The sequence below is a fragment of the Clostridium culturomicium genome (assembly GCF_000821305.1).
Lineage (GTDB): Bacteria > Bacillota > Clostridia > Clostridiales > Clostridiaceae > Clostridium_J > Clostridium_J culturomicium.
In genome coordinates this window covers 500,016-525,151 of the sequence record NZ_CCXK01000016.1, presented here as the reverse complement: position 1 = coordinate 525,151, position 25,136 = coordinate 500,016, and the positions used below count along the sequence as shown (strand labels likewise).

Genomic DNA, 25,136 nt, shown 5'->3' with positions numbered 1-25,136 from the left:
GGGGTATCAGAATATGAGTAAAAAACAATTTATAGTTATAGGTTTAGGAAGATTTGGAACATCGGTAGCTGAAACTTTGTATGCTTTAGGAAATGATGTTTTAGCTGTGGATATAGATGAAGAGAGAGTTCAAAATATTGCAGATAGAGTTACTCATGCAGTACAGGTTGATGCTAATGATGAAGCAAGCTTAAGAGCTCTTGGAATAGGAAATTTTGATGTGGCTATAATTAGTATAGGTTCAGATATTCAAGCAAATATTTTATCTACTCTATTAGTTAAAGAAATGAATGTTAAGCACATTATAACTAAGGCAAACAATGCAATGCATGCAAAAGTACTTTATAAAATTGGAGCAAATAGAGTTATATTCCCTGAGAGAGATATGGGGATAAGAGTAGCTCATAACCTTTGCTCTTCAAGTATATTAGATTATATTGAATTATCTCCTGACTTTAGTATTGCTGAGATTGTAACTCCTAAGGATTGGGTTGGTTCATCTTTAAAGGAATTAAATCTTAGAGTTAGATATGGAATAAACGTAGTTGCAATCAAAAGAGATAATGATATTAATGTATCACCATCTGCAGAGGAGATTATTACAGAAGGCGATATAATAGTTGCCATAGGTGGAACTGCTGAACTAAATAGTATAGAAAGACTATAGTAAGGTAAGGAGCGAAATAAGTGCAGCTGATAACAAGTAAAGAGAACAATACTATTAAAGATATTAGGAAGCTTAAAGATAAAAAGTACAGAAATGAAACGGAAAGATTCATTATAGAGGGATTTAGATTTGTGGAGGAAGGACTAAAGTCCTCTTTCATAATTGATAAAATCATTGTTAGAGAGTCTGTAGTTGAGAAGTTTAAAGATAAGTTTTACGAGTACGCAGCAGAAAATGAAGAAAAAATATATGTTACAAGTGACAGTATATTTAAGACAATAGCAGCAACGGAGAACTCTCAAGGAGTTTTAGCTGTTGTAAGAGTTAATAATCAAAGGCATAAACCTACTGATGGAAGTTATATTTTAATAGATAAGGTTCAAGATCCAGGAAACCTTGGAACCATAATAAGAACAGCCCATAGTGCAGGGTGTGCTGGTATTATTATGACTAAAGGTACTGTAGATTTATATAATGAAAAAACTTTAAGATCAACCATGGGTTCTATTTTTAATATACCTTTAATTCAAGATAATGATAATTTAGATTTTACAAAAGAGTTATTGAGTAAGAACTATAATTTGATTTGCAGTTCATTACAGACTGATAAAAATTTTTATGAGGTTGATTTAGTGAGTAATTCAATTATAGCAGTCGGAAATGAAGGTAATGGAATTAGTGATGAGGTTATGGATCTTGCAACTAAAAAGGTTAAGATACCAATGCTGGGAAGCACTGAGTCACTTAATGTTGCCATTGCTGCATCTATAATGATATATGAAGGTGTAAGACAAAGGATTTTAAGTGGAAAGTATTAATACTTGAAATTTGGTTATATTCTATGTATAATATTTCTAATGCTATTTTTAATAGTAAAAATAATAATATAAAATACGATGACAAAGAGAGTAGATATAAATTTTTTATACTAGGGATGAGAAGTCAAGGACTGAAAGCTTTTCTTATAAAAATTATTTCGAAGTTCACTTTAGAGTATCAATTATGAAAGAGGAAGGAAACTCATTCTCATATTCATTCGAATGAGTAATTTCGAGGAACTAAATCAAAGATTTAGACTCTCAATTAGTAATTGACGGCGGAGGTCGATAAACTTACTAAGTGGAATTTCATATTGAAATTCAATTAGGGTGGTACCGCGGATATTCCGTCCCTTTCGGGGACGGTTTTTTTATGCAAAAAAATGGTTAAACTTATTTACAATAGAAGGTTAGAAAGGAGATTATTTTATGAAAGAACAATTAGAACAAATTAAAAAAGCAGCTCTTGAGCAGCTAAATGAAGTTTCAGATAAAGCTGAACTAGAAAATCTTAGGGTAAAATACCTAGGAAAAAAAGGTGAGCTTACTGCAATTTTAAGAGGAATGGGTAAGCTTACAGCAGAGGAAAGACCAGTGGTTGGTAAAGTTGCAAATGAGGTTAGAGAAGCTATAGAATCTGCTTTAGAGAGCAAGGTAGAGGCTATAAAGGCTGAAGAGAAGAAGAAGAAGTTAGAGAGCGAGGTTATAGATATATCTATGCCTGGTAAGAAGCAGATAGTTGGTAAAAAGCACCCTATTACTTTAACTCTTGAGCAAATTAATGATATCTTCTTATCTATGGGATTCTCTATAGAAGAAGGTCCAGAAGTTGAGACTGATTACTACAACTTCGAAGCATTAAATATTCCAAAGGATCACCCAGCTAGAGGAGAACAAGATACTTTCTATATAAACGATAGTATAGTTTTAAGAACTCAAACATCAGGAATTCAGGTTAGAACTATGGAGAATCAAAATCCTCCAATAAAGATGCTTGGACCAGGAAAGGTTTTCCGTTCAGATGCGGTTGATGCTACACACTCTCCAATATTCTATCAGGTTGAAGGACTAGTTATAGCTGAGGGAGTTACTTTCGGTGACTTAAAAGGAACCCTTGAAATGTTCGTTCAAAAAATGTTTGGAGATGAGATGAAGGTTAAATTCAGACCTCACCACTTCCCATTCACAGAGCCATCAGCAGAGATGGATGCTACTTGCTTCGTTTGTAAGGGAGAAGGCTGTAAGATTTGTAAAGGAAGCGGATGGATAGAAATCCTTGGTTGCGGAATGGTACACCCTGACGTACTTAGAAGAGGCGGAATCGACCCAGAGAAGTACAGCGGATTTGCTTTCGGATTTGGTTTAGACAGAATGGTAATGCTTAAGTACGGAATAGACGATATCAGATTATTATACGAAAGTGATATGAGATTCTTAAATCAATTTTAGAAGGTAGGAGGGAAAAAATATGAAATATCCAGTTAAATGGTTAAACGATTATGTTGATATAAATATTTCACCTGTAGAGCTTGCAGATGCACTTACTCTATCAGGTTCAAAGGTTGAAGAAGTAATCCTTACAGGGGATGAAATATCAAACGTTGTTACAGGAAAAATAACAAAAATAGAAAGACATCCAGATGCAGAGAAGCTAGTGGTTTGTGCTGTTGATATAAATAAAGAAGAGCCAATACAAATTGTTACTGCAGCAACTAACATGAAGGAGCAGGACATAGTTCCAGTAGCTCTTCATGGTTCAACACTTCACGGTGGACTAAAAATTAAAAAGGGTAAATTAAGAGGAGTAGTTTCTAACGGTATGTTCTGTTCAGAAGATGAGTTAGGAATAGCTGGAGATGAGCCAGTACACGGTCTTTTAATAATGCCTGAAGATACACCAATAGGAGTCGACATAAAGTCTGTGCTTCCACTTGAGAGCGCTATAATAGACTTTGAAATAACTTCTAACAGAGCTGACTGTTTCAGTATCATCGGTATGGCAAGAGAAACTGCTGCGACATTAGGAACTTCTTATAAAATGCCAAACCTAGAGTACACTATAAAGGACAACACAGATATAACTGACACTTATAAGGTTGAAGTTAAAAGTCCATTATGCAGAAGATATATGGCTAAAGGAATCAGCAATATAAAAATCGAGCCATCACCACAATGGATGCAGGAAAGATTATTAGAAGCTGATGTAAGACCAATAAATAATATTGTTGATATAACTAACTTTGTTATGTTAGAGCTTGGTCAGCCATTACATGCCTTCGATGCAAGAGATATAGAGTCAAATACTATCGTTGTTGAAGAAGGAAAAGATGGAGAGAAGTTCACTACGCTTGATGGAGAAGAGAGAAGCTTAGACAGTTCTATGCTTTGTATCAAAGATGGTGACAAGACTATAGGACTTGCGGGAGTTATGGGAGGACTTAACTCTGAAGTTAAGGAAGACACTACTATGATAATCTTAGAAAGTGCTAACTTTAACGGTCTTAACATCAGAAATACTTCTAAGAAGCTTAACTTAAGAACAGAGGCTTCTGGTAAGTTTGAGAAGGACTTAGATCCAAACCTATGTGAACTTGCTGTTAAGAGAGTGTGCGCTCTTGTTGAAGAGTTAGGTGCTGGAACAGTTATGGCTGGTGAAATAGACATTTACAATGAAGTTAAAAATCCACATACTTTAACTGTAGATTTCAAATGGATAAATAAATTCTTAGGAAGCAGAATATCTCCAATAGATATGAAGAAATATCTTGATGGGTTAGATTTATTTACTGAAATAGAAGGAGATAACTTAGTTGTTACTTGCCCAACTTTCAGAAGTGATTTAAATATTAAAGAGGATGTTGCAGAAGAAGTTGCAAGAATTCACGGGTATAATAACTTTGAATCAACTTTAGCAACTTGTGAAGCAGAGAAATCGGGTAAATCTGAAAAACAAAAATTAGAGGACAGAGTTATAAATGCTTTAATAGGAAGTGGATATAACCAATCTATAAGTTACTCTTTCGTAAGCAATAAAATCTTTGATAAGCTTTTAATACCAGCAGACAGTTGTCTTAGAGATGTAGTTGAAATTAGAAACCCACTAGGAGAAGATTTCAAGGTAATGAGAACAACAACTATTTCTTCAATGATGGAGTCATTATCTAGAAACTATGTTAAGAGTAACGAGTATGCAATGTTATTTGAAATAGGAAAAGTATATATCAAGAATGAAGATGAAACTCAGCTTCCAGAAGAGAGAAACATCTTAACAATTGGTATGTATGGTGCTGGAGATTACTTAGAGCTTAAGGGCGTTGTTGAAAATGTTCTTGCTAGTCTTGGAATTGAAAATGCTGGCTTTGTTAGAGAAAGCGAAAATCCAACCTTCCATCCAGGAAAGACAGCAGCTCTTAAGTTAAGAAATAAAGTATCAGGAGTAATTGGAGAAATCCACCCAGACGTTTCAGAAAACTATGGTATCGATACAAGATGCTTCATTGCAGAGCTTAACTTAGATATGTTATTTGAATGTGCTAAATCTGATAGAAGATATAAAGCCCTTCCAAAGTTCCCAGCTGTAACAAGAGATATGGCTATTCTTGTTGATGACACTGTTCTTGTGCAAGAAATAGAAGACACAATTAAGAAGCAGGGCGGAGGAATCTTAGAAAGTGCTAATCTGTTTGACGTTTATAAAGGAAGTCAGATTCCAGAAGGGAAGAAGAGTATAGCGTATGCTTTAGTTTACAGACATTCTGACAGAACTTTAACAGATGCAGATGTTAATAAGGTTCATGATAAAATATTAAAAAGCTTAGAGCACAAGCTTGGAGCTGAATTAAGATAAGATAGAGATGTTGATATTGAGGGAGCAACCTTCGATATCAACATTTTTTTGTCTTATAGCAGAATTTAATCCGAAAAGGAGATGACCTCTTGTATTTATGAGTAAATATGGTGAAGGAGTTTAATAAACCTGAGGATTTCTGTGGATATTTTAAAATACTGTATTTAATAAGTAGCTAATATATGTTAAAATAATGGTAGGTTTATCTAAGTGTAAATTTGAATTAAGAGGGTGTTTATGTGAACATTATAACAGTTAAAATAAATGGAATGGAATATAACCTTCGTGGTGAAGAAAATAATGAGTACTTACAAATGGTGGCTCAATATATTGATAATAAAATAAATAGCTTAATGATAAAGAATACTAAAATAAGCCGTCCAGATGCAACTATATTAGCTGCTATTAATTTAGGTGATGAAGTTTTTAAGAATAAAGAGGCTTTTGAAAGAGTTAATGAAAATTATAAGCTATTATCTAGGGAGCATAAGGAGCTTATCTCAGAAACTGAAATGATGAGAAGAGATTATGAAGCTATCTATGAGGAAAATACAACTTTAAACAGTGCTTTAAGAGCAGCATCAGAGAAGTTGAAGACAGCCACAGAAGAGTTAGAATCAGAGAATGTAAAGGAACTACAAATAAAGCTTGCTGAATTCGATAAACTTTTTGAAGCAAAACAAGCTGAGTTTACTAAATTTGCTGAAGAGAAGCAGGCTGAAATTGAAGCCTTAAAACAGCAATTAGCTGTGATGGAAGAAGTGGAAGCAAAACTAAAAGATGAAAACAGGAAGCAACAGGGTTTTAGTAAAAAACTTCTTGCTGAAAATAATAGATTTAGATATCAAGAAATGGCTAAAGTAAGAAAGATAGAAGAACTTACTAGAGAGCTAGAGGATAAAAATTTTAAGCTAATAAAATTAGGACAAGCTCCGTTAATTAAAAAGTAAAAATCACAAATGACAGTTCTTTTCGACTGTCATTTTTATTTTATAATAATTATATATATATTTATTATATTGAGATTTATTTTTATTAATAAAATTATTGCTATTGGTGATAATTAAAATTTGTAGGGCATAGGTATTAGATAAAACCATAATTCTTTAGGAGGATTATAACGTGAAAGTTTTACTATGCGCTAGAAGTGACTATGCCAATTCAAATAGTGGAGATATGGATATTATATTTAAGATATACAACTTTTTAAAAGAGAGAAATATTGAGGTACAGATATGTGGTGCCAGTGAGGAGGTTGACTATGGAAAGTTTGATATAGTACATCTCTTTGATGTAAAAAACATATTTGATACCTATACACATTTTAAAAGAGCAAGTAATTATAAATGTAATATTGTTGTGTCACCTATGTATTTTAATATGAGTAGATTCTTTGAATATACTAATAATACATCCAGAGTCAACTCTTGGAACAATTGCAAGGCTTATCGAGAGCTTATTCTAAAAAAGAGCAAACTAATAATATGTAACAGTAATTATGAGAGAGAATTAATTGCCAAGGATTTTGGTATAGGGGGAAAGGTTATTACAGTCCACAATGGAGTAATGGTAAATTACGAAGATATACCACTTTATGATTTTAAGAGCAGGTATGGTATAGATAAATATGTATTGTGCGTTGGGAGAATTTGTGAATGTAAAAATCAATTGACCTTAAGTAAGGTGTGCAATGAGCTAAAAATAAATTTAGTTTTAGTTGGAACAGCTATGGATGAAGAATACTTAAAGGCTTGTTTGAAATATAAAACAACAAACTATTTAGGTTTTATGAAGGAGTATGATTTATATAATGCTTATACTTTTGCAAAGGCTCATGTTTTAACCAGCTTTTCAGAAGTAACCAGCTTGTCATCACTTAAGGCTGGGGCACAGGGGTGCAATATCGTGGTTTCTGAAGAGGGAGCTTCGAGAGAATATTTTAATGATATGGCATTATACTGTAATCCTTATGACTATGATAGTATAAAAGCAGCAGTTAAAAAGGCTATAACAACTAAAAAGAACGATAAATTAAAGAATTATATAAGAGATAATTATAAGGTTGATAAGATGCTAGAAGAGATATATAAGGGGTATTTATTGTTAACGAAGTAGAAAGGGATACAGAAAAAATATCTTTAAATAGTATTTATATAAAAATAATGACAAAATTAAAAATGTAAGAGACCATCCAAGGTTTTCTTACATTTTTTTATTGAGTTCAGGAATGTAACCTTTGAAAGGGTTGCATTGTGGTGAATTGTGGTATAATAAACGATGAGAATGTTTTGAGATAAAACAAAGGATAAAGAGATTAACTAAGTAGTTGGAAGAAGGCAGATTTGGCTGCTTTCGTTGAAATATTAGGAGGATAACAATGGATAAAATAGAATTACTTGCACCAGGTGGAAGTATGGAAAGCATTTATGCAGCTGTTCAAGGCGGAGCAGATGCTATATATATGGGTGGAACTAAGTTCTCTGCAAGGGCTTATGCCAGCAATTTCGGTGAAGAGCAGTTAATTGAGGCAGTTAAGTATTGTCATTTATATAATGTTAAGGTTTATATTGCCTTTAACACTTTAATTAAGGAAGAGGAATTTCAAGAAGCTATAGATTATGGAAGGTTCCTTTATACTATAGGCGTGGATGCATTAATAACTCAAGACCTTGGGCTATTTAAACGCCTTAAGGAGGAGATTCCTGATTTTGAGATACATGCTTCAACTCAGATGAGTATTCATAATGGAGAAGGAGCACTTTTCTTAAAGAAGCAGGGCTTCCATAGAATAGTTCTTTCAAGAGAGTTAAGTCTTGAAGAGATAAAATATATCTCTACAGATTTGGGAATTGAAACAGAAATCTTTGTTCACGGGGCTTTATGTATCAGTTACTCTGGTCAATGCTTAATGAGTAGTGTTATTGGTGGAAGAAGCGGAAATAGAGGACGTTGTGCTCAGCCTTGCAGACTTCCATACAGCATAATCATGAAAAGCACTGGAGAAAGCAAAGAGGGTTACTTATTAAGTCCTAAGGATACTTGTACTATTGAAGAAGTTAAAGCCTTAATTGAAAGTGGAACTTCCTCCTTAAAGATTGAAGGAAGAATGAAGAAGCCAGAGTATGTAAGTGGAGTTGTAACCAGTTATAGAGAAGCTATAGACAGCGTTTATAATAAAAAGAAGTTTGATATAGCACCTAAGAAGGCTATGCTAAATCAGTTATTTAATAGGGAAGGTTTCTCAAAGGCTTATCTTAAAGGCAACATAGGAAGAGATATGATGGCTTATAACTGCCCTAAGAATACAGGGGTATTTCTTGGGAAGGTAGCTGGAGATTATACTATAAAACTTGAAAAGGACTTAAGATGCCAGGATGGAGTTAGAACAGATAATAGTGGTTTTACTGTTACTAACATTATTAAGGGCAAGGAAAAGGTTAAGGAAGCCTTTAAAGGCGATGTGGTTAAGCTGATTCCATCAAAATATAAGCCAGGTGATTCAGTGTATGTTACTTCAGATAGTAAGCTTTTAAGTGAGCTTCAAAAGAATTATGAGGATATCTATGGAGTTAAGCTTCCACTTACAATTCATGTGAGAGTTACACCAGGTGAAAAAATGTATCTGGCTGCGGATTATGACGGACAGCATTTTGAGGTTTATGGTGATATGGTAGAGATTGCATCCAATAAACCTATGGATAGAGATTCTATGATAAAAAATCTTGGAAAGCTTGGAGATACACCATTTAAGTTAGAGGGTGTAGAGTTTGAAAAGTTCGAGGATGGATTCTTAAGAGTATCTTCTATCAACAGTGGAAGACGTGACTTAATTGAAAAAATAATGCATCACCTTGATAATAGAGATAGAAGAATAATTAAAAATACAGATAAAGATGAAAAAGAAGTATTTGCTAAGCATAAGTTTAAGGATGAATACTTAATCTGCGTTAAATCTGATGAACAGCTTAAGGCAGTTCTTAATTTTGCAAAGGAGAATCCAGAAGTAGCACCAGCTTTAGCTGTGGACATTTTCCAAAAGGGTTCTGTTATTAACCTAGATAAAGTTAACTATGATAATTTATACTTAGTTGTTCCTAATATAATTAAGAGTGAATTTGAGCAAGTTGTTACTATAGTTCAAAAGCAGCTTCCAAAGATAAAGGGGATAGTTACAGCTAACCTTGGTATTATTAATATCTTTAAGGATAAAACTTCAATTATTGGAGATTACAAGCTGAACATTATTAATAGTGAAGGCTATAAATTCTATGGTAGATTTACTGATATGTCAGCGTTAAGTGTTGAACTGAATAGCAGAGAAATGTTTGGAGTTGCAAAGAAGCTGAAGGCTCAAGCTCAGGTTGTTGTATATGGTAAGTATGAGCTTATGATAAGTGAATATTGTGTTATAGGAAGCACTTTTGGAACTAAGAGTGCAGAGTCAAGTTGTAGCTTTGGCTGTCACAAGGATAGGTTTGTTCTTAAAGATAGAATGAATGAAGAATTCTTGGTGAAAACCGATAGATACTGCAGAAGTCACATATATAATACATTAGCTGTTAATCTTGTACCTTATTTAAAAGAATTTAAAAAGAATAACATAAATAATTTCAGAGCAGACTTCATTGATGAAGATTATGCAGAGACAATGCAGGTTCTAAGCTATATTTTAAAAGGTGAAGAACTTCAGACAAAAGAAAATTACACCAGAGGTCATTATAAAAGGGGTATAGAATAGAAGGCAGGGGAGATTAAATGAACGAAAAAACCTTTAGGGTACTAGAGTACCACAAAATAAAAGAAATTCTAAAGAAATACACAAAAACTACGGCTGCTAAGGACATTATCGATGGCCTTCAGCCTTACACAAACTTATATGAAATTAAAGAACATTTAGAGGAAACAAAGGAAGCTTTAATATTACTTACAACAAAGGGAGCACCTCCTTTTGAAGGCATATATGATGTTAGAGAAGCACTTCTTAGAGCTAAGAAAAACTCTACCTTAATGCCAGTGGAACTATTAAGAATAGGTAATATGTTAAAAAGCTCAAGAAACTTTAAAGAGTATGTTCACTGTAAGGATGATGAAGAGAAGTTTAGAGTTTTGGAGGATATAGTTACTGGAATAGTTCCTTTTAAAAATATTGAGGATGATATCTTCAGAGCCATATTAAGTGAGGAAGAAATTGCGGACAATGCCAGTGATACTTTATTCATTATAAGAAAGAAGCTTAAGGATAAGAGCTCCTCAATAAAAGAAAGAGTAACCAGCATGGTTAGAACTTATTCTAAATACCTGCAGGAAAATCTTTATACTATTAGAGGAGACAGATATGTACTTCCAGTTAAGATTGAGTATAAGGAACAGGTAAAGGGACTTGTACATGACCAAAGTGCTACAGGTTCAACACTATTCATTGAGCCAATGGGCTTAGTAGATTTAAACAACGAGATAAAAGAACTTAGAAATAAAGAAAAAGCTGAAATAAATAGAATCCTTAAGGATTTAACGCTAAGAATAGCAGGAAACATTGACGTTATTCAAAATAACGGAGATATAGTTTGGGAATTAGATTTTATATTTGCAAAAGCTAAGTATGCTAATAAATTAAACTGTGTATGTCCTGCAGTTAATGATAAGGGAATCATTGATTTAATTGAAGCAAGACATCCGTTAATAGATCAAAAGGTAGTTGTTCCAAGTAATATCTATCTAGGACGTGAATTCACTTCTCTAGTAATTACTGGACCAAACACTGGAGGTAAAACCGTTACTCTTAAAACTGTGGGTTTAATTGAGCTTATGGCAATGAGCGGACTTATGATTCCTGCTAGAGATGGTTCAACGGTAAGTGTATTTAACAAAGTTTTTGCGGACATTGGAGATGAGCAGAGTATTGAGCAGAGTTTATCAACCTTCTCTTCTCATATGACTAACATAGTTAATATAATCGGAGAAGCAGATGAAAATACTTTAGCACTATTTGATGAGCTTGGTTCAGGAACAGATCCAACAGAGGGAGCTGCCCTTGCTATGAGTATCTTAGATAATCTAAGAGATAGAGGCACAAAAATTATGGCAACAACTCACTATAGTGAATTAAAGGGATATGCTTTAAAAACTATGGGGGTTGAAAATGGTTCTGTGGAATTTGATGTGGAGACCTTAAGACCAACTTATAAGCTTTTAATAGGAGTTCCAGGAAAGTCTAATGCCTTTGAAATTTCAAGAAGACTAGGACTTCCGGAGTACATTATCGGAGCAGCTAAAGACAATATTTCTACTGAATCTTTAAAATTTGAAGAGCTAATTCAAAACCTACAGGCTAAGAGCATAAAAGCAGAAAATGATGCAAGATATGCTGAAAGCTTAAAGCAAGAAGCTGAAAAGTTAAAAGGTAAATATGAAGAAAAGCTTTATAAGCTTGAAAAGGTTAGAGAGAAAGCTATGTATGATGCTCAAAGGGAAGCTAAGGATGTTATCAAAGCTGCCAAGGAAGAAGCAGATTCTATAGTTAAAAATATTAGAGACCTTGAAAGATTAGGCTACTCTTCAGAGGCTAGAACTAAAATTGAGAAGGAAAGAAAGAAAATTAAAGATTCTCTAGATAACATTCAGGATAAATTAAGCAAGAAAGATGAACCACAGGGAGAAGCTCTAACAAGCGTAAAACCTGGAGAGGAAGTATTCCTTTCATCTTTAAATCAAAATGTTACAGTTTTATCTGAAGTAGATAATAAAGGAGAGGTTCAAGTTCAAGCAGGAATTATGAAAATCTCTGTTAAGCTTAAAGACTTAAGAAAAGGAAAAGTAACTGCAGAAGATAAAAAGAAAGCTAAAATGCAGCGAAGAGAAGCTAAGCTTAACATGAAAGCTGTTTCTTCATCAGTAGATTTAAGAGGAATGGATTCTCAAGAAGCTATATATACAACAGATAAATATTTAGATGAAGCTTATCTTGGAGGACTTGGAGAAGTAACAATAATCCATGGTAATGGAACTGGTGTATTAAAGAAATCTATAAATGATTTATTGAGAAGTCATCCCCATGTTAAGAGTTACAGATTAGGAAGTTATGGTGAAGGCGGTACTGGAGTTACAATAGCAGTACTTAAATAAGGTGGTGTAAAGTTTGATATTAGTAAGTGGTTGTCTTTGTGGTATTAACTGCAAATATGATGGAAATAACAATTTAAATGATAGAGTTATGGAATTATTAAGACAGGGTAAGGCTGTGCCAGTCTGCCCTGAGCAGCTTGGTGGCCAAGCTACTCCAAGACCTCCTCATGAAATTATTAATGGTGATGGAGCTGGAGTTCTTGATGGGACTTGTACTGTTGATGGACCAGAAGGAAATGATGATGTTACTGCAGAATTTCTTAAGGGGGCCTATGAGACCCTTAAAATTGCTAAGGAAATGGACATTAATATAGCTATTTTAAAGGCGAGAAGTCCTTCCTGTGGTAAAGGAAGAATCTATGATGGTACCTTTAGTGGGGCTAAGAAGGATGGAAATGGAGTAACTGCAGAACTTTTAATGAGAAATAATATAAAGGTTTATTCAGAGGAAGAGTTAGATAAATTCTTTGAAGAAAACCAAATATAAATAAAGTTAAATGATTGGTGGGGACAAGATGAATTATAGTGATGTGAAAAAAGAAGCAAGAGTAAACTTAAATGGCAGCTGTAAGGTTTGTAAGGTATGTAATGGTGTTGCTTGTGCTGGCGAAGTTCCAGGCATGGGTGGAAAAGGTACAGGAAATGCTTTTACAGAGAATGTGGTTGCCTTAGAAAAGTATAAGCTTAATATGAGAGTAATCCATAGTGCAAAAAATCCTGATACATCAATTGAGATGTTTGGAAAGAAAATGGATATACCTGTTTTTGCTGCTCCTGTTTCAGGAACAACTCTTAATATGGGTGGAAAGTATTCTGAGGATGACTATATTAATTGGGTTATAGGCGGTTCCTTAGATGCAGGGATATTCCCAATGGTAGGAGATACTGCGGTAGACTCTTTCTTAATATCAAACTTAAAAGCCTTAAAGGAGTTTGAAGGGGAAGGTATAGTATTTATCAAGCCTTGGGAAAATAAAAATATCATTGAGAAGATTAAATTAGCTGAAGAAGCTGGGGCTTTTGCAGTTGGTGTTGATATTGATGCCTGTGGTCTTATAACTTTAGCTCTTCATGGAAAACCAGTAATGCCAAAGAGTGTTGCTGAAATTAAAGAGCTGGTTGACAGTACTAACCTTCCATTTATCTTAAAAGGAATAATGACAGTAGATGAAGCTCTGCTTGCTGTAGAGGCTGGAGTAGATGCAATCGTAGTTTCAAATCATGGAGGAAGAGTTTTAGATGAAACCCCTGGAACAGCAGATGTTATTGAAGACATTGCTAAGGCTGTAGAAGGAAAAGTTAAAATTCTTGCAGATGGTGGAGTTAGAACTGGAGTTGATGTGCTTAAGTTCTTAGCCTTAGGTGCAGATGCTGTTTTAATTGGAAGACCTTTTGTAACTGCTTCCTTTGGAGGACAAAGAGAAGGTGTTAAGACTTACGTTGAAGGCTTAAAGGGTGAATTAAAATCTGCAATGGTTCTTACTGGTTGCAATAATATTGCTAGTGTTGATAGAAGAATTATATTTGATAAAAGGTAAGTTAAAATATTAAATTATTATTAAAAAAGCAGCTATAGTTATTTCAAATATATGAAATAGCTACAGCTGCTTTTATTATATAAAATACTTTAACACTTTAAAGTTCAACAGTGTGAATTGACTATTATTTACAAGAAATATATACTAAAGTTGACTTGATTGAAAATTGCGACAAATTACTTGTGAAATTAAAATTATAATAAGTTAGAGGAATTTGAAAAAGGTTATAAGGGGTGAATGTATGATTAAAAATCTTGAGGAACTTTTAGAAGCTGCAAGAAATGGAAAAAAGAAAACGATATCAGTAGCAGTTGCACAAGATTCCGTAGTGTTAGAATCCGTGATTAAAGCAGTTGAATTTGATATTGTTGAAGCTATCTTAGTTGGGGATGAAAAAGCTATTAGATCAATAGCAGAAAAAGAAGGTATTAACTTATCTGAAGTTAGAATTATTAATGAACCGGATATTAATAATGCTGCTGCATGGGCTGTACATCTAGTTACTGCAGGGCAAGCGGATTATTTAATGAAGGGACTTATAGGAACTGCTTCTTTATTAAAGGCAGTATTAAATAAAGAAGCTGAATTAAGAACCAATAATTTACTATCTCATGTGATGATTTATGATGTACCAACATATCATAAGCTTTTATTCCTTACAGATGGTGGAATGGTACCTTATCCCGAATTAAAGGACAAGATTGGAATCATAAATAATTCTGTTTCAGTGGCAAAGTCGCTAGGAATAGATACACCTAAGGTTGCACCTATCTGTGCAGTGGAGGTTGTAAATCCATCAATGCAGGCAACTATCGATGCGTCAACTCTTTCAACAATGAATAGAAGAGGACAGATTAAGGGCTGTATTATAGATGGCCCATTAGCCTTAGATAATGCCATATCTAAGGAGGCGGCTAAACATAAGGGCATAGTCAGCGAAGTAGCTGGTGAAGCTGATATTCTTTTGGTTCCTAACATAGAGTCAGGAAACTTTTTGGGTAAATCCTTAACTTACTTTGCAAAGGCAGAAAGTGCAGGCGTAATTATTGGAGCAAAATGCCCAATTGTCCTTGTTTCAAGAGCAGACAGCTTCAAATCTAAATTATATTCAATAGCCCTAGGAAGTATATTGTGCTAATAAATTAATGAAGGTGGTATAAGCTATGAAAAAAGTTATTATGACTGGTAATGAAGCTATAGCTAGAGGAGCCTATGAAGCAGGATGTCATGTGGCATCAGCTTATCCAGGAACTCCAAGTACAGAAATATTAGAGAATTTTGCACTATATGATGATGTTTATGCTGAGTGGGCACCTAATGAAAAGGTTGCTTTTGAAGTTGCTTCAGGTGCATCTATTGCAGGTGCTAGAGCATTAACAACTATGAAACACGTAGGACTAAACGTAGCAGCGGATCCATTATTTACAATGGCCTATGAAGGAGTAAATGGTGGCTTTGTTGTGGTGACAGCTGATGACCCAGGAATGCACTCTTCACAAAATGAGCAAGATAACAGATTTTATGCACCACATGCTAAGGTTGCATTAATAGAACCTTCAAATTCACAAGAATGTATAGAGTATATGAGAGAAGCTTACGAGATAAGCGAAAGCTTTGATACAGTAGTACTTTTCAGAACAACTACAAGGGTATGCCACTCAAAGACTGTGGTTGAGGTAAATGAAAAGATTGAAAAAGCTATAAAGCCTTACGAGAAGGATATAAAGAAATATATAATGACACCAGCACATTCTAGAGCTAAGCACTATGAGGTTGAGGATAGGTTAGAAGCTTTAAGAAAATATTCTAATAGTTCAAAGCTTAATAGAATAGAAATGGGTGATACCCAAATAGGTATTATCACCAGTGGTATTTCATATGAATATTGCAGAGAGGTTTTAGGAGACAATGCTTCTTACTTAAAGATAGGTTTTGCATATCCACTACCAGATGAGTTAATAAGAGAATTTGCAGCTAAGGTGGATAAGCTTTACGTTGTAGAAGAAAATGACCCATTTTTAGAAGATGCTATTAAGGCTATGGGAATTCAATGTATAGGAAAAGAAATTATTCCAATATGTAATGAATTAAACCCAGACGTTATTAGAAAAGCTATTTTAGGAGAAGTAAATGAAGTAAATTATAAAGTTGCTGAAGTAAACCCTCCATCAAGGCCACCAGTTTTATGTCCTGGATGTCCACATAGAGGTATTTTCTATGCGGTTTCCAAGTACAAGGATGTAATTGCAACTGGAGATATAGGTTGCTACACTTTAGGGATGAATGCACCACTTAATGTCACAGATACAGTAATTTGTATGGGTGCTTCAATTTCAGCAGGAGTTGGTATTGAGAGAGTTAATAGAATTGATAAAAGAGATAATAAGAAGGTGTTTGCTTTCATCGGAGATTCAACCTTCTTCCATTCAGGAGTTACGGGTTTAATAGAGAGTGTGTATAATAACACTCCACTTGTTACAGTTATATTAGATAACAGAATAACAGGAATGACAGGACATCAAGAAAACCCTGGTACTGGTAAGACACTACAAAATAGACCAGCACCAATAGTTGATATTGAAGCTTTAGTGCTCGCAACAGGAATTAAAGAAGAAAATATTAGAGTTGTAGACCCTTATAAGCTTAAGGAAACAGAAGCTGCAGTTAAGGATGCTCATAACAGTACAGAGCCATTTGTAATTATTACAAAGCAGCCATGTGCTTTAATCAAAGATGTATTAAAGAAAAGAGTTAACATGAGTTGTGCAGTTAATGGCAATTGTAAGAAATGTAAGCTTTGCTTAAAAACTGGATGTCCAGCATTGCAGTTTAAAAATGGAATAGTCTCTATTGATGAATCAATGTGTAATGGCTGTGGCTTATGTAAGGATGTTTGTCCATTTAATGCAATAGAAAAGGTTGGTGAGTAATATGAAGGAAACTAAAAGCATATTATTTATAGGTGTAGGTGGACAAGGAACTATCCTTGCTTCAAAGATATTATCTGAAGGTTTATTAAGATATGGCTACGATGTTAAGATGTCTGAAGTTCATGGAATGGCTCAAAGAGGTGGAAGTGTAACAACTCAAGTTAGATTTGGAGAAACTGTACATTCACCACTTGTTGAAATAGGAAAAGCTGATGCCATAGTTGCTTTTGAAAAGAGTGAAGCTTTAAGGGCATTAAATTACTTGAAAAAAGGTGGATACTTAATAGTTAATGACTATGAAATTCATCCAGTACCAGTTTTAATAGGAGCTGAAAAATATCCAGAAGGAATTGAAGAAGCGTTAAAATCACAAATTGAAAACACTGTAATAGTTAAGGCCACAGAAATAGCTCAAGAGCTTGGAAATATAAAGGCTCAAAATGTTGTTCTTTTAGGAGCTTTAATTAAAGCTTTGAATATTGAAGATGTAGAATGGAATGAAGTAGTAAAATCTATAGTTCCACCAAAAGCAATAGAGTTAAATGAAAAGGCTTTAAAGGCTGGAATGGATCAATTAACTACTGTTTAATTATCATGACATATTATTTTCACATTTATTTTATAAATGACATAAGTGATACTCCAAATCTATGATTTGGTTAATTGGAACTTACTCCTTCGAGCGAAGCGAGAAGGAGTTTCCTTAAGTGAGCATCCCAATCTATGATTTGGGATATGCGAACTTACTCCTTTGAGAAAAATCAAGAAGGAAGTTCAATTAAAGAAAATAGGTCTTTAATTAGAAAAGGAGTTCATATGAATTTAGATTGCCCGAATGTAGAATTAAGAATGAAGGCGGTTTAGATGTCACTAAAAATATTAGCTCTGCCTAAAAGGTGCAGGGCTAATATTTTTTATTATAGAAACAAATAATTAATAGGAATTTTATGATTTTTTGATATAATGTAAAGTATATCGAAGTAATGTAATACGCAATTTAATATAAAACACAAGACAAAGTATAAGTAGGAGGATGAAGTATGATAGTATATAGAATGGCATCAGCTGAAGAAATGGCAGTAATAAAAGAATATAGCAAATTGTTTGAAGATATAAAAGTATCTGAATCTGTAGATCTAGGTGGAAAGCTTTATAAAGAAGTTATCTTTAAAAAGAAAGGTATTGGAAAGAGTGAGGAATATTTATACTTAGATGGAGAGAATAAAATAGTAGAGAAGGAAAGTATAAGAGCGAGAGTAGCAAGACTTACATTTTTTATGGATGCTTATCTTAATGATGAACCAGGAAGCATAATAAGAGCACTTCAAGGTGAGGATGAAATTGAAAAGAATAAAGATGATTTAGAATTAATGGAGGAAGGACTGAAGTTAATTTCTAATAGATGCTCAAAGTATAATATTGATAAAGGTGAAATAGAAAAGGTACAAGCTATTTTAGTTAAGCTGCTGGAGTTAAGGGGCAAAACAAATGAAAAGCTTAAAGATTTTCTTAAGGTTGTTGAAGCAGAGATGCAGAATAAGAAGTATTTCGATGAAGCTGTAATAGATAACTGTATGGCATCATATAAAGAAGTTATGATTTGTAACTATGAAAAAGTTCAGCTTATATCAAGGGCTGCTCTTAGCTATGGGAAGCTAAGAGGTGCTGCAGAAAAGATGAGAAGAGGGTATAATTTAAGATTTATTACTTCTCACACAGAAGCTTTAATGAAGGTATCTTACATGATGGGATACTTTGAAAATCTTATAAAAGCTTATGGAAGTATGGCTAAGATGACTTATAATGATTATTTAAAGAACATAGTTAACTCAGGTAAAATCAATGCAGAGTACAAATGCTCAGCAATAAGAAAGAAGCAGAAATAAAAGACCACAGTAGCCTTAATTTTTAGGGTTACTGTGGTTTCATTTATCTTGATGGTATTTATTCTACATTAATGAATACTGCGTCTTCTTCTTTAACAACAAGAATATATTCAACTTCTGGGTCTTCTGTTCCTTGAACGTAAAGACCTGCATCTTTAAGGTTTTGTACGTAATCGACAATTTCTTTAGTAATTTTTTCACCAGGGCAAAGTACTGGAATTCCAGGAGGATATGCCATAAGGAATTCTCCGCTTATCATACCAACACTATCTTTAATTCTAACAGGAGTCTTCACACTGTTGAATGCTTCGTTAGGAATCTGGATTTGCTCAGGTATTGGCGGAATATCTAAGAAGTCTGCCTTAGGCGTTCCCTTACCATAATAGTCATCACTGATTTCTCTAAGGGCACTTAGAAGTCTTTCCATGCCTTCAAGTGTGTCTCCAAAGGAACCAACAATAAGAACGCTGTAAAGGTCTGATAATTCCATTTGAATGTGATACTTATTTGCAAGTATCATATCTAAATCATAACCTGTAATTCCAAGGTCACGACAAGTTATTGTTATTTTAGTTGGATCAAAGGCATAAGCACCAGCTTTTCCTAGAATTTCTTCACCGAAGCAGTAGAAACCAGGAATCTTATTAACTTCTCTTCTTACATAGTTAGAAAGCTCAATAGTTTTTTCTAATAATTCTTCACCATGTAAAGCAATCTGGCGTCTTGCAGTATCAAGAGATGCCATTAATATATATGAAGGAGAAGTTGTGTGCATTAGGTTTATAACTTGCTTAACTCTGTTAACATTAATTCTTTTTGCATTAACTTGAAGTAATGAACCTTGAGTCATTGCACCAATAATCTTGTGAGTGCTTTGTGCACAGATATCTGCACCTGCTTCCATTGCTGACATAGGTAGCTTTTTATTGAAATTTAGGTGAGGTCCATGTGCTTCGTCAACTATTAAAGGTATATCATACTCGTGAACGATGTCAGCAATTTGCTTAATATCAGTAGATACACCATAATAAGTTGGATTTATTATAAGAACGGCTTTAGCATCCGGATTAGCTTCTAAAGTTTCTCTTACTGTTTCAGGAGCTACACCGTTAGCAATTCCTAATTTTTTATCAAGCTCAGGCTGCATATATACAGGAATTGCACCTGCTAAAATAATTCCACCAGTAATAGATTTATGTACATTTCTTGGAACTATTATTTTGTCACCAGCACCAACTACAGAAAGAATCATGGCTTGTATAGCACCGGAAGTACCGTGAACAGAGAAGAAGCATGCATCAGATCCGTAAGCATCAGCAGCTAATTCTTGAGCTTTTTTTATTGGTCCAGTTGGGTGATGATAGCTGTCTACAAGTTTAAATACTGTTACATCAATTTTAAATGGATTTTCACCCATGAAATTTTTAAATTCTTCGTCTGCACCTACACCTTTTTTGTGACCAGGTACGTGGAAAGGAAGGGTGTCTCTATTAACATATTCCATTAGAGCGTCAAATAATGGAGTTTCATTTTGATTTAATTTATACAATTCTATACCCTCTTTCTATTTAAATAATATTAAGTAAGTGTTCTTATTAACACAAACTTAAGGGAGAGTCTAAATCTAAGATTTAGGTACTCGGATCTACTCAAATCAGTGAAATAAGTAGAAGCTTACTCATAATAATTATTCATATAATTATACTTAAAATACATTTCTAAATAGTTTAAAATTATAAAACAAATTTATTATAGAATAATATACATACCAATGCAATAAAAATTTCATTTAATTCCTGAATTAATCAATATTAGAGAGTAAAATAGCTATATTTATTATATATTATAGCTTTGAACCTTAAAGATTATTTATTATTAATTTATTTTAAGCAATCATGGTTGAAGTTGCGAATTTATGTTAATATATTTAGATGTAGAAGAAAATAAAGAAATAAAATTAATAGGTTAGAAGGTGTTATGATGAGTAATGGAAATTATTTTTTAGAAAAATTAGAGAAAATGCTATTTCTTGAAATAAAAAAGGATAGCAAAATAAATGAATATAAATTTAAAGAGAATATATATATGCCGGTAAGTTCTGAAAAAATAGTAAACAAAGCTAAGTCTGGCGATAATCTTCAAGATATACCGGTTAATTTGTTTGTAGAGGGTATGTTTTTTGTTTTAGGAGCAGATGAAAAGTTTACTCACAATGGAACTTATATTGAGGTTATAAAGTCAATTCCAAACAGTACAAATTATATAAAAGGTAGAATATTTGATAACATAAAGAATGATAAGTATGAGGATGCTTTCATTATGTTAAAGGGACTTTTACAAGTAGAAGTTTCTAAAGATAATTTAGATAAAGGTTTAATATTAGCTGACGGACTTAGAAAAACTCACTCTGCGTTTAAAGACGAGGAATTAAAGCTTATAGATCTAGCTAAAAAATACAATGATTATGCAGCTCCATATTATTATGATGCTATAATTAAGTATGAAGAAGGTGACATTGAAAAAGCATTCTTTAATATAAATCAATATATTTCTTTAGGTGGGAAAGTTACTGAAGAAGTTGAGGAACTTAAAAATAATTTAAGTATAATAAACGAGTACGACCACGGAAAGGAACTAGTTTATGAAGAGCCTAAAAAGGCATTAGAAACATTACTTCCATTAGTAGATGTTTTAGGAAACAAGGCAGAAGTTTACTATTATATATCAATTTGCTATAGAATTCTTCAGAATTACGAAAAGGCAATTTATTACTTAAATGAAGCTTTAGCAATAGATAGTAATTATGTTCAAGTATTTAATGAACTAGGTATTAACTATGCTTGTTTAAATGAATTTGGAGAAGCTATTAAGTATTTTAGAAGAGTATTTGAACTTACTTCATCTATAGAGGTTTGTACAAATTTAGTAATGTGCTATATGAATAATAATGAAATAGAGCAAGCAAAAACACATTTAGAAATAGCTAAGAAGCTTGATCCGAATGATGAAATAGTTAAAGAGTTAGAAGGAATATTAAAATAGAAAATTAAATTTTAGCAGAGATGTTTATTTTAAGCATCTCTGCTTTTTTATTTACAACTTAATTTTTAGTATAAAATACTTAAAAATGGTATAAGGTAATAAATGCATTGCAAAAAGTAGGAATAAAAGTGCGTAAACTAACATCTTCATAGGAGAAATATAAATAAAAGAACACGTGGTTATTGTTCTGAATAAATATATAAATAAAGGTTAAAAATTACTAATAAATGGATTAGTTTGAGAATATGTTAAAGATACTTACTATATTCTCTATATTAGATTATAGGAAGTGAAGTTGTGGAAAAAGATAAAAGAATTATATTTATTGATATGATACTCATATTGATAAGCTTATATATAGCCATGCTATTGAGGTTTGATTTCAGGGTGCCACCGGGGTATATCGAATTTTTTAAGGTTTCGGTAATACCTGTAATGATTTTTACTATATTTTTTAATATGCTTTTTAAGCTTTACAGCAATATTTGGAAGTATGCATCAATTGAAGAGTTATTATCAATTATTTTTTCTATGACTGCTACCAATATTGTATTTATTATGTATGGATATGTTATTACCCATACCTTATTAAAATATCAATTTTTTAGGTTTCCATTAACTGTTCATATTATATTTTGGCTGCTTAGTGTTATCAGCTTAGGCGGTGTCAGATTTTTTTTCAGAATTATTGAAGGCAGTAATATTGGAGAGAAGGCGGTAAGAAGGAAAAAGAATCTTTTAATCATTGGAGCTGGAGACGCTGCTGCAATTTTGATTAAAGAGATAAAAAATAAAGCAGGCTTAAATTATAAAATTGTCGGACTCATAGATGATAATGAAAAGAAAATTGGAAAGACAATTCATGGAATTAAAATACTAGGTAATAGAGACTTAATTATTCAAGTGTGTAGAACTAATCGTGTAGATGAAATTATGCTTGCAATGCCATCGGTAGATAAGGTCACGAAGAGTGAAATATTAAACATATGTAAGCAGGTAACAAAAAATATAAAAACTATGCCTGGCATTTATAAAATTGCGGATGATGAAATTGCAGTTAATAAAATGAGAGATATAGATATAAATGATTTATTAGGAAGGGAATCCATTAAGTTAGATTCGAAGAATATAGATAAATATATAAAAGGTAAAAATATTCTTGTAACTGGTGGAGGGGGAAGTATTGGTTCAGAAATTGCGAGGCAGATTGCAAAGTTTGAACCTAAAAAGATATTAATATTAGATATATATGAAAATAATGCATATGATTTAGAGATGGAATTCAATAGAAATTATCCACATATAGATAAACAAGTAATAATTGCATCGGTGAGAGATAAAGCGAGGATAAATCAAATTTTTAAGGAACATAGACCGGATGTAGTATTTCATGCTGCCGCACATAAGCACGTTCCTTTAATGGAAAGTAATGTGGGGGATGCAATAAAGAATAATATTCTAGGGACATATAATGTTGCAATGTGTGCTAATAAATACAGGGTGGATAAATTCGTACTTATTAGTACGGATAAAGCTGTGAATCCTACAAACATAATGGGGGCAACTAAAAGATTTTGTGAACTTATAATTCAAGCGATTAATGAAGTTAGTGAAACAGATTATGTAGCTGTGAGATTTGGAAATGTATTGGGGAGTAATGGTTCAGTAATACCATTATTTAAAAAGCAAATTGAGAAAGGCGGACCTGTCACTGTAACGCATCCTGAAATAACTAGATTTTTTATGACAATTCAAGAAGCTGCACAGTTAGTGATTCAAGCAGGAGGATTTGCTGAAGGTGGAGAGATTTTTGTCCTAGATATGGGGAAGCCTGTTAAGATGGTTGAATTAGCCAGGGATTTAATTACTTTATCGGGATTTAAGCCAGATAAAGATATAAAAATTGAATTTATTGGGCTAAGGCCAGGTGAAAAACTATATGAGGAACTGCTGATTGATGAGGCTGGATTAACAACTACGGACCACAATAAAATTTTTGTTGAAAAACCAAAGGATGCCAATATTGAATTTATCGAAGAGGCAATTAAGGAATTTATGAATGTTGATAATATGTCAAGAGAAGAACTTATAAAATTGATTCAAGAGAAGGTACCTACATATGTAAGAAATAAATGTTACTAAATTCATATACCAGCTTATAGATAGGAGTGAAGGAAATGAAAATTAATTTATTAGATTTGCAAGCTCAATATAAAACAATTAAGGAAGAAATAGATAATGCAATACATCAGGTGTTGGATTCATCAGTATATATTTTAGGACCAAATGTAAAGAAATTAGAAAATAGTATAGCTGAGTATACAGGTGTGAAGCATGGAATTGGTGTTGCCAATGGAACGGATGCATTATTACTTGCTTTAGAAGCTATTGGAATACAACCAGGAGATGAGGTTATAACTACACCTTTTACTTTTTTTGCATCTGCAGAAACCACTTCTGTGCTTGGAGCAACCCCTGTTTTTGCAGATATCTTACCAGATTCCTTATGCATTAATCCAGAGGAAATAGAAAAATGCATTACAGAGAGAACAAAAGCTATTATTCCAGTTCATATATTTGGTCAAATGTGTGATATGGATAAGATAATGGATATAGCTCGTAAATATAATTTATTTGTAATTGAAGATTGTGCTCAAGCTATTGGTGCAGAGTATAAAGGAAGACGTGCAGGGTCAATAGGAGACATAGGAACTTATTCTTTTTTCCCAACTAAGAATTTAGGAGGATATGGAGATGGAGGAATGGTTGTTACAAATAATGATGAATTAGCGGAAAGAGTAAGGTTGTTAAGAGCCCATGGAGCAAAAGAAAAATATACCTATGTTGCAATTGGTCATAACAGCAGATTGGATGAACTACAGGCCGCGATTTTAAATGTTAAGTTTAAATATATTAATCAGTGGAATGAAGCAAGAAATATTAAGGCTAAAATATATAATGATTTGATAAGTGGTTCTAAACTTGTAACTCCAACGGAATTAAGTGGGAATAAACACATATATCACATGTATGTAGTGCAATCCTATAGAAGAGATGAAATAATAGCATTTTTAAAGGAAAATGGAATTTTTACAGGAGTATATTATCCTTTACCAGTTCACTTACAGCAGGTTTATGAATATCTTGGTTATAGGGAAGGGGATTTACCAGTTGCGGAAGATGCATGTAAAAAAACTTTTGCGCTTCCATTATACCCAGAAATAGAATTAGAAAAGCAAGAATATGTAGTGGATAAAATTAAAGAATTTTTTAATAGATGATAATA

At 33.1% G+C, this 25,136-nt stretch carries 19 protein-coding genes and 1 other annotated feature; of the genes, 18 read left to right on the top strand and 1 reads right to left on the bottom strand.

Annotated elements, in window-relative coordinates:
- Positions 1-13: 13 nt before the first annotated feature.
- From BN1075_RS11775 to BN1075_RS11710, 15 genes are all read left to right on the top strand, one after another.
- A complete protein-coding gene (locus BN1075_RS11775) occupies positions 14-667 on the top strand; it encodes a potassium channel family protein (protein ID WP_040193342.1) in 654 nt (217 codons plus the stop codon).
- A gap of 26 nt (positions 668-693) precedes the next feature.
- Complete coding sequence (locus tag BN1075_RS11770; protein ID WP_197072311.1) at positions 694-1,485, top strand: TrmH family RNA methyltransferase; 792 nt, start codon at positions 694-696, stop codon at positions 1,483-1,485.
- A gap of 69 nt (positions 1,486-1,554) precedes the next feature.
- Positions 1,555-1,843, top strand: a binding site (T-box leader).
- A gap of 71 nt (positions 1,844-1,914) precedes the next feature.
- Positions 1,915-2,934 (top strand): phenylalanine--tRNA ligase subunit alpha, encoded by a 1,020-nt coding sequence (gene pheS / locus BN1075_RS11765; protein WP_040193339.1) that lies wholly within the window; start codon positions 1,915-1,917, stop codon positions 2,932-2,934.
- Positions 2,935-2,953: 19 nt separating this feature from the next.
- Entirely contained in the window at positions 2,954-5,332 is a 2,379-nt protein-coding gene (gene pheT, locus BN1075_RS11760; protein ID WP_040193338.1) for a phenylalanine--tRNA ligase subunit beta, read from the top strand.
- A 239-nt stretch (positions 5,333-5,571) separates the two neighbouring features.
- On the top strand, positions 5,572-6,282 hold the full coding sequence (locus BN1075_RS20790) for a cell division protein ZapA (RefSeq protein WP_052406517.1): 711 nt from the start codon (positions 5,572-5,574) through the stop codon (positions 6,280-6,282).
- Positions 6,283-6,454: 172 nt separating this feature from the next.
- Positions 6,455-7,447, top strand: a complete 993-nt coding sequence (locus BN1075_RS11750; RefSeq protein ID WP_040193336.1) for a glycosyltransferase — start codon at positions 6,455-6,457, stop codon at positions 7,445-7,447.
- Between the two features lie 262 nt (positions 7,448-7,709).
- On the top strand, positions 7,710-10,070 hold the full coding sequence (locus BN1075_RS11745; RefSeq protein ID WP_040193335.1) for a peptidase U32 family protein: 2,361 nt from the start codon (positions 7,710-7,712) through the stop codon (positions 10,068-10,070).
- A 17-nt stretch (positions 10,071-10,087) separates the two neighbouring features.
- Entirely contained in the window at positions 10,088-12,454 is a 2,367-nt protein-coding gene (locus BN1075_RS11740; RefSeq protein WP_040193334.1) for an endonuclease MutS2, read from the top strand.
- Positions 12,455-12,467: 13 nt separating this feature from the next.
- Positions 12,468-12,941: a 2-thiouracil desulfurase family protein gene (locus BN1075_RS11735; protein ID WP_040193333.1), complete on the top strand. Its 474-nt coding sequence runs from the start codon at positions 12,468-12,470 to the stop codon at positions 12,939-12,941.
- A 28-nt stretch (positions 12,942-12,969) separates the two neighbouring features.
- Positions 12,970-13,992 (top strand): alpha-hydroxy-acid oxidizing protein, encoded by a 1,023-nt coding sequence (locus BN1075_RS11730; RefSeq protein ID WP_040193332.1) that lies wholly within the window; start codon positions 12,970-12,972, stop codon positions 13,990-13,992.
- A 241-nt stretch (positions 13,993-14,233) separates the two neighbouring features.
- Positions 14,234-15,130 carry a phosphate butyryltransferase gene (gene ptb / locus BN1075_RS11725; protein WP_040193331.1) on the top strand — a complete coding sequence of 299 codons (897 nt, stop codon included), beginning with the start codon at positions 14,234-14,236 and terminating at the stop codon, positions 15,128-15,130.
- Between the two features lie 25 nt (positions 15,131-15,155).
- Positions 15,156-16,922, top strand: coding sequence for an indolepyruvate ferredoxin oxidoreductase subunit alpha (gene iorA / locus BN1075_RS11720; RefSeq protein WP_040193330.1), 1,767 nt, complete (start codon positions 15,156-15,158; stop codon positions 16,920-16,922).
- A 1-nt stretch (position 16,923) separates the two neighbouring features.
- Positions 16,924-17,511: an indolepyruvate oxidoreductase subunit beta gene (locus BN1075_RS11715; protein WP_040193329.1), complete on the top strand. Its 588-nt coding sequence runs from the start codon at positions 16,924-16,926 to the stop codon at positions 17,509-17,511.
- A gap of 134 nt (positions 17,512-17,645) precedes the next feature.
- Positions 17,646-17,786 (top strand): hypothetical protein, encoded by a 141-nt coding sequence (locus BN1075_RS21585; RefSeq protein ID WP_156132791.1) that lies wholly within the window; start codon positions 17,646-17,648, stop codon positions 17,784-17,786.
- A gap of 176 nt (positions 17,787-17,962) precedes the next feature.
- Entirely contained in the window at positions 17,963-18,808 is an 846-nt protein-coding gene (locus tag BN1075_RS11710) for a hypothetical protein (protein ID WP_040193328.1), read from the top strand.
- Positions 18,809-18,866: 58 nt separating this feature from the next.
- Here the strand turns inward: BN1075_RS11710 and BN1075_RS11705 are convergent, their stop codons facing one another.
- On the bottom strand, positions 18,867-20,357 hold the full coding sequence (locus BN1075_RS11705; RefSeq protein WP_040193327.1) for an aminotransferase class I/II-fold pyridoxal phosphate-dependent enzyme: 1,491 nt from the start codon (positions 20,355-20,357) through the stop codon (positions 18,867-18,869).
- A gap of 431 nt (positions 20,358-20,788) precedes the next feature.
- On the opposite strand from BN1075_RS11705, the gene BN1075_RS11700 reads away from it, so the two are divergent.
- The 3 genes from BN1075_RS11700 (at position 20,789) to BN1075_RS11690 (ending at position 25,131) form a co-directional block, all read left to right on the top strand.
- Complete coding sequence (locus BN1075_RS11700; protein ID WP_040193325.1) at positions 20,789-21,850, top strand: tetratricopeptide repeat protein; 1,062 nt, start codon at positions 20,789-20,791, stop codon at positions 21,848-21,850.
- Between the two features lie 297 nt (positions 21,851-22,147).
- Positions 22,148-23,992 (top strand): polysaccharide biosynthesis protein, encoded by a 1,845-nt coding sequence (locus BN1075_RS11695; RefSeq protein WP_040193324.1) that lies wholly within the window; start codon positions 22,148-22,150, stop codon positions 23,990-23,992.
- 35 nt (positions 23,993-24,027) lie between these two features.
- Positions 24,028-25,131 carry a DegT/DnrJ/EryC1/StrS family aminotransferase gene (locus BN1075_RS11690; RefSeq protein WP_040193323.1) on the top strand — a complete coding sequence of 368 codons (1,104 nt, stop codon included), beginning with the start codon at positions 24,028-24,030 and terminating at the stop codon, positions 25,129-25,131.
- Positions 25,132-25,136: the final 5 nt, after the last annotated feature.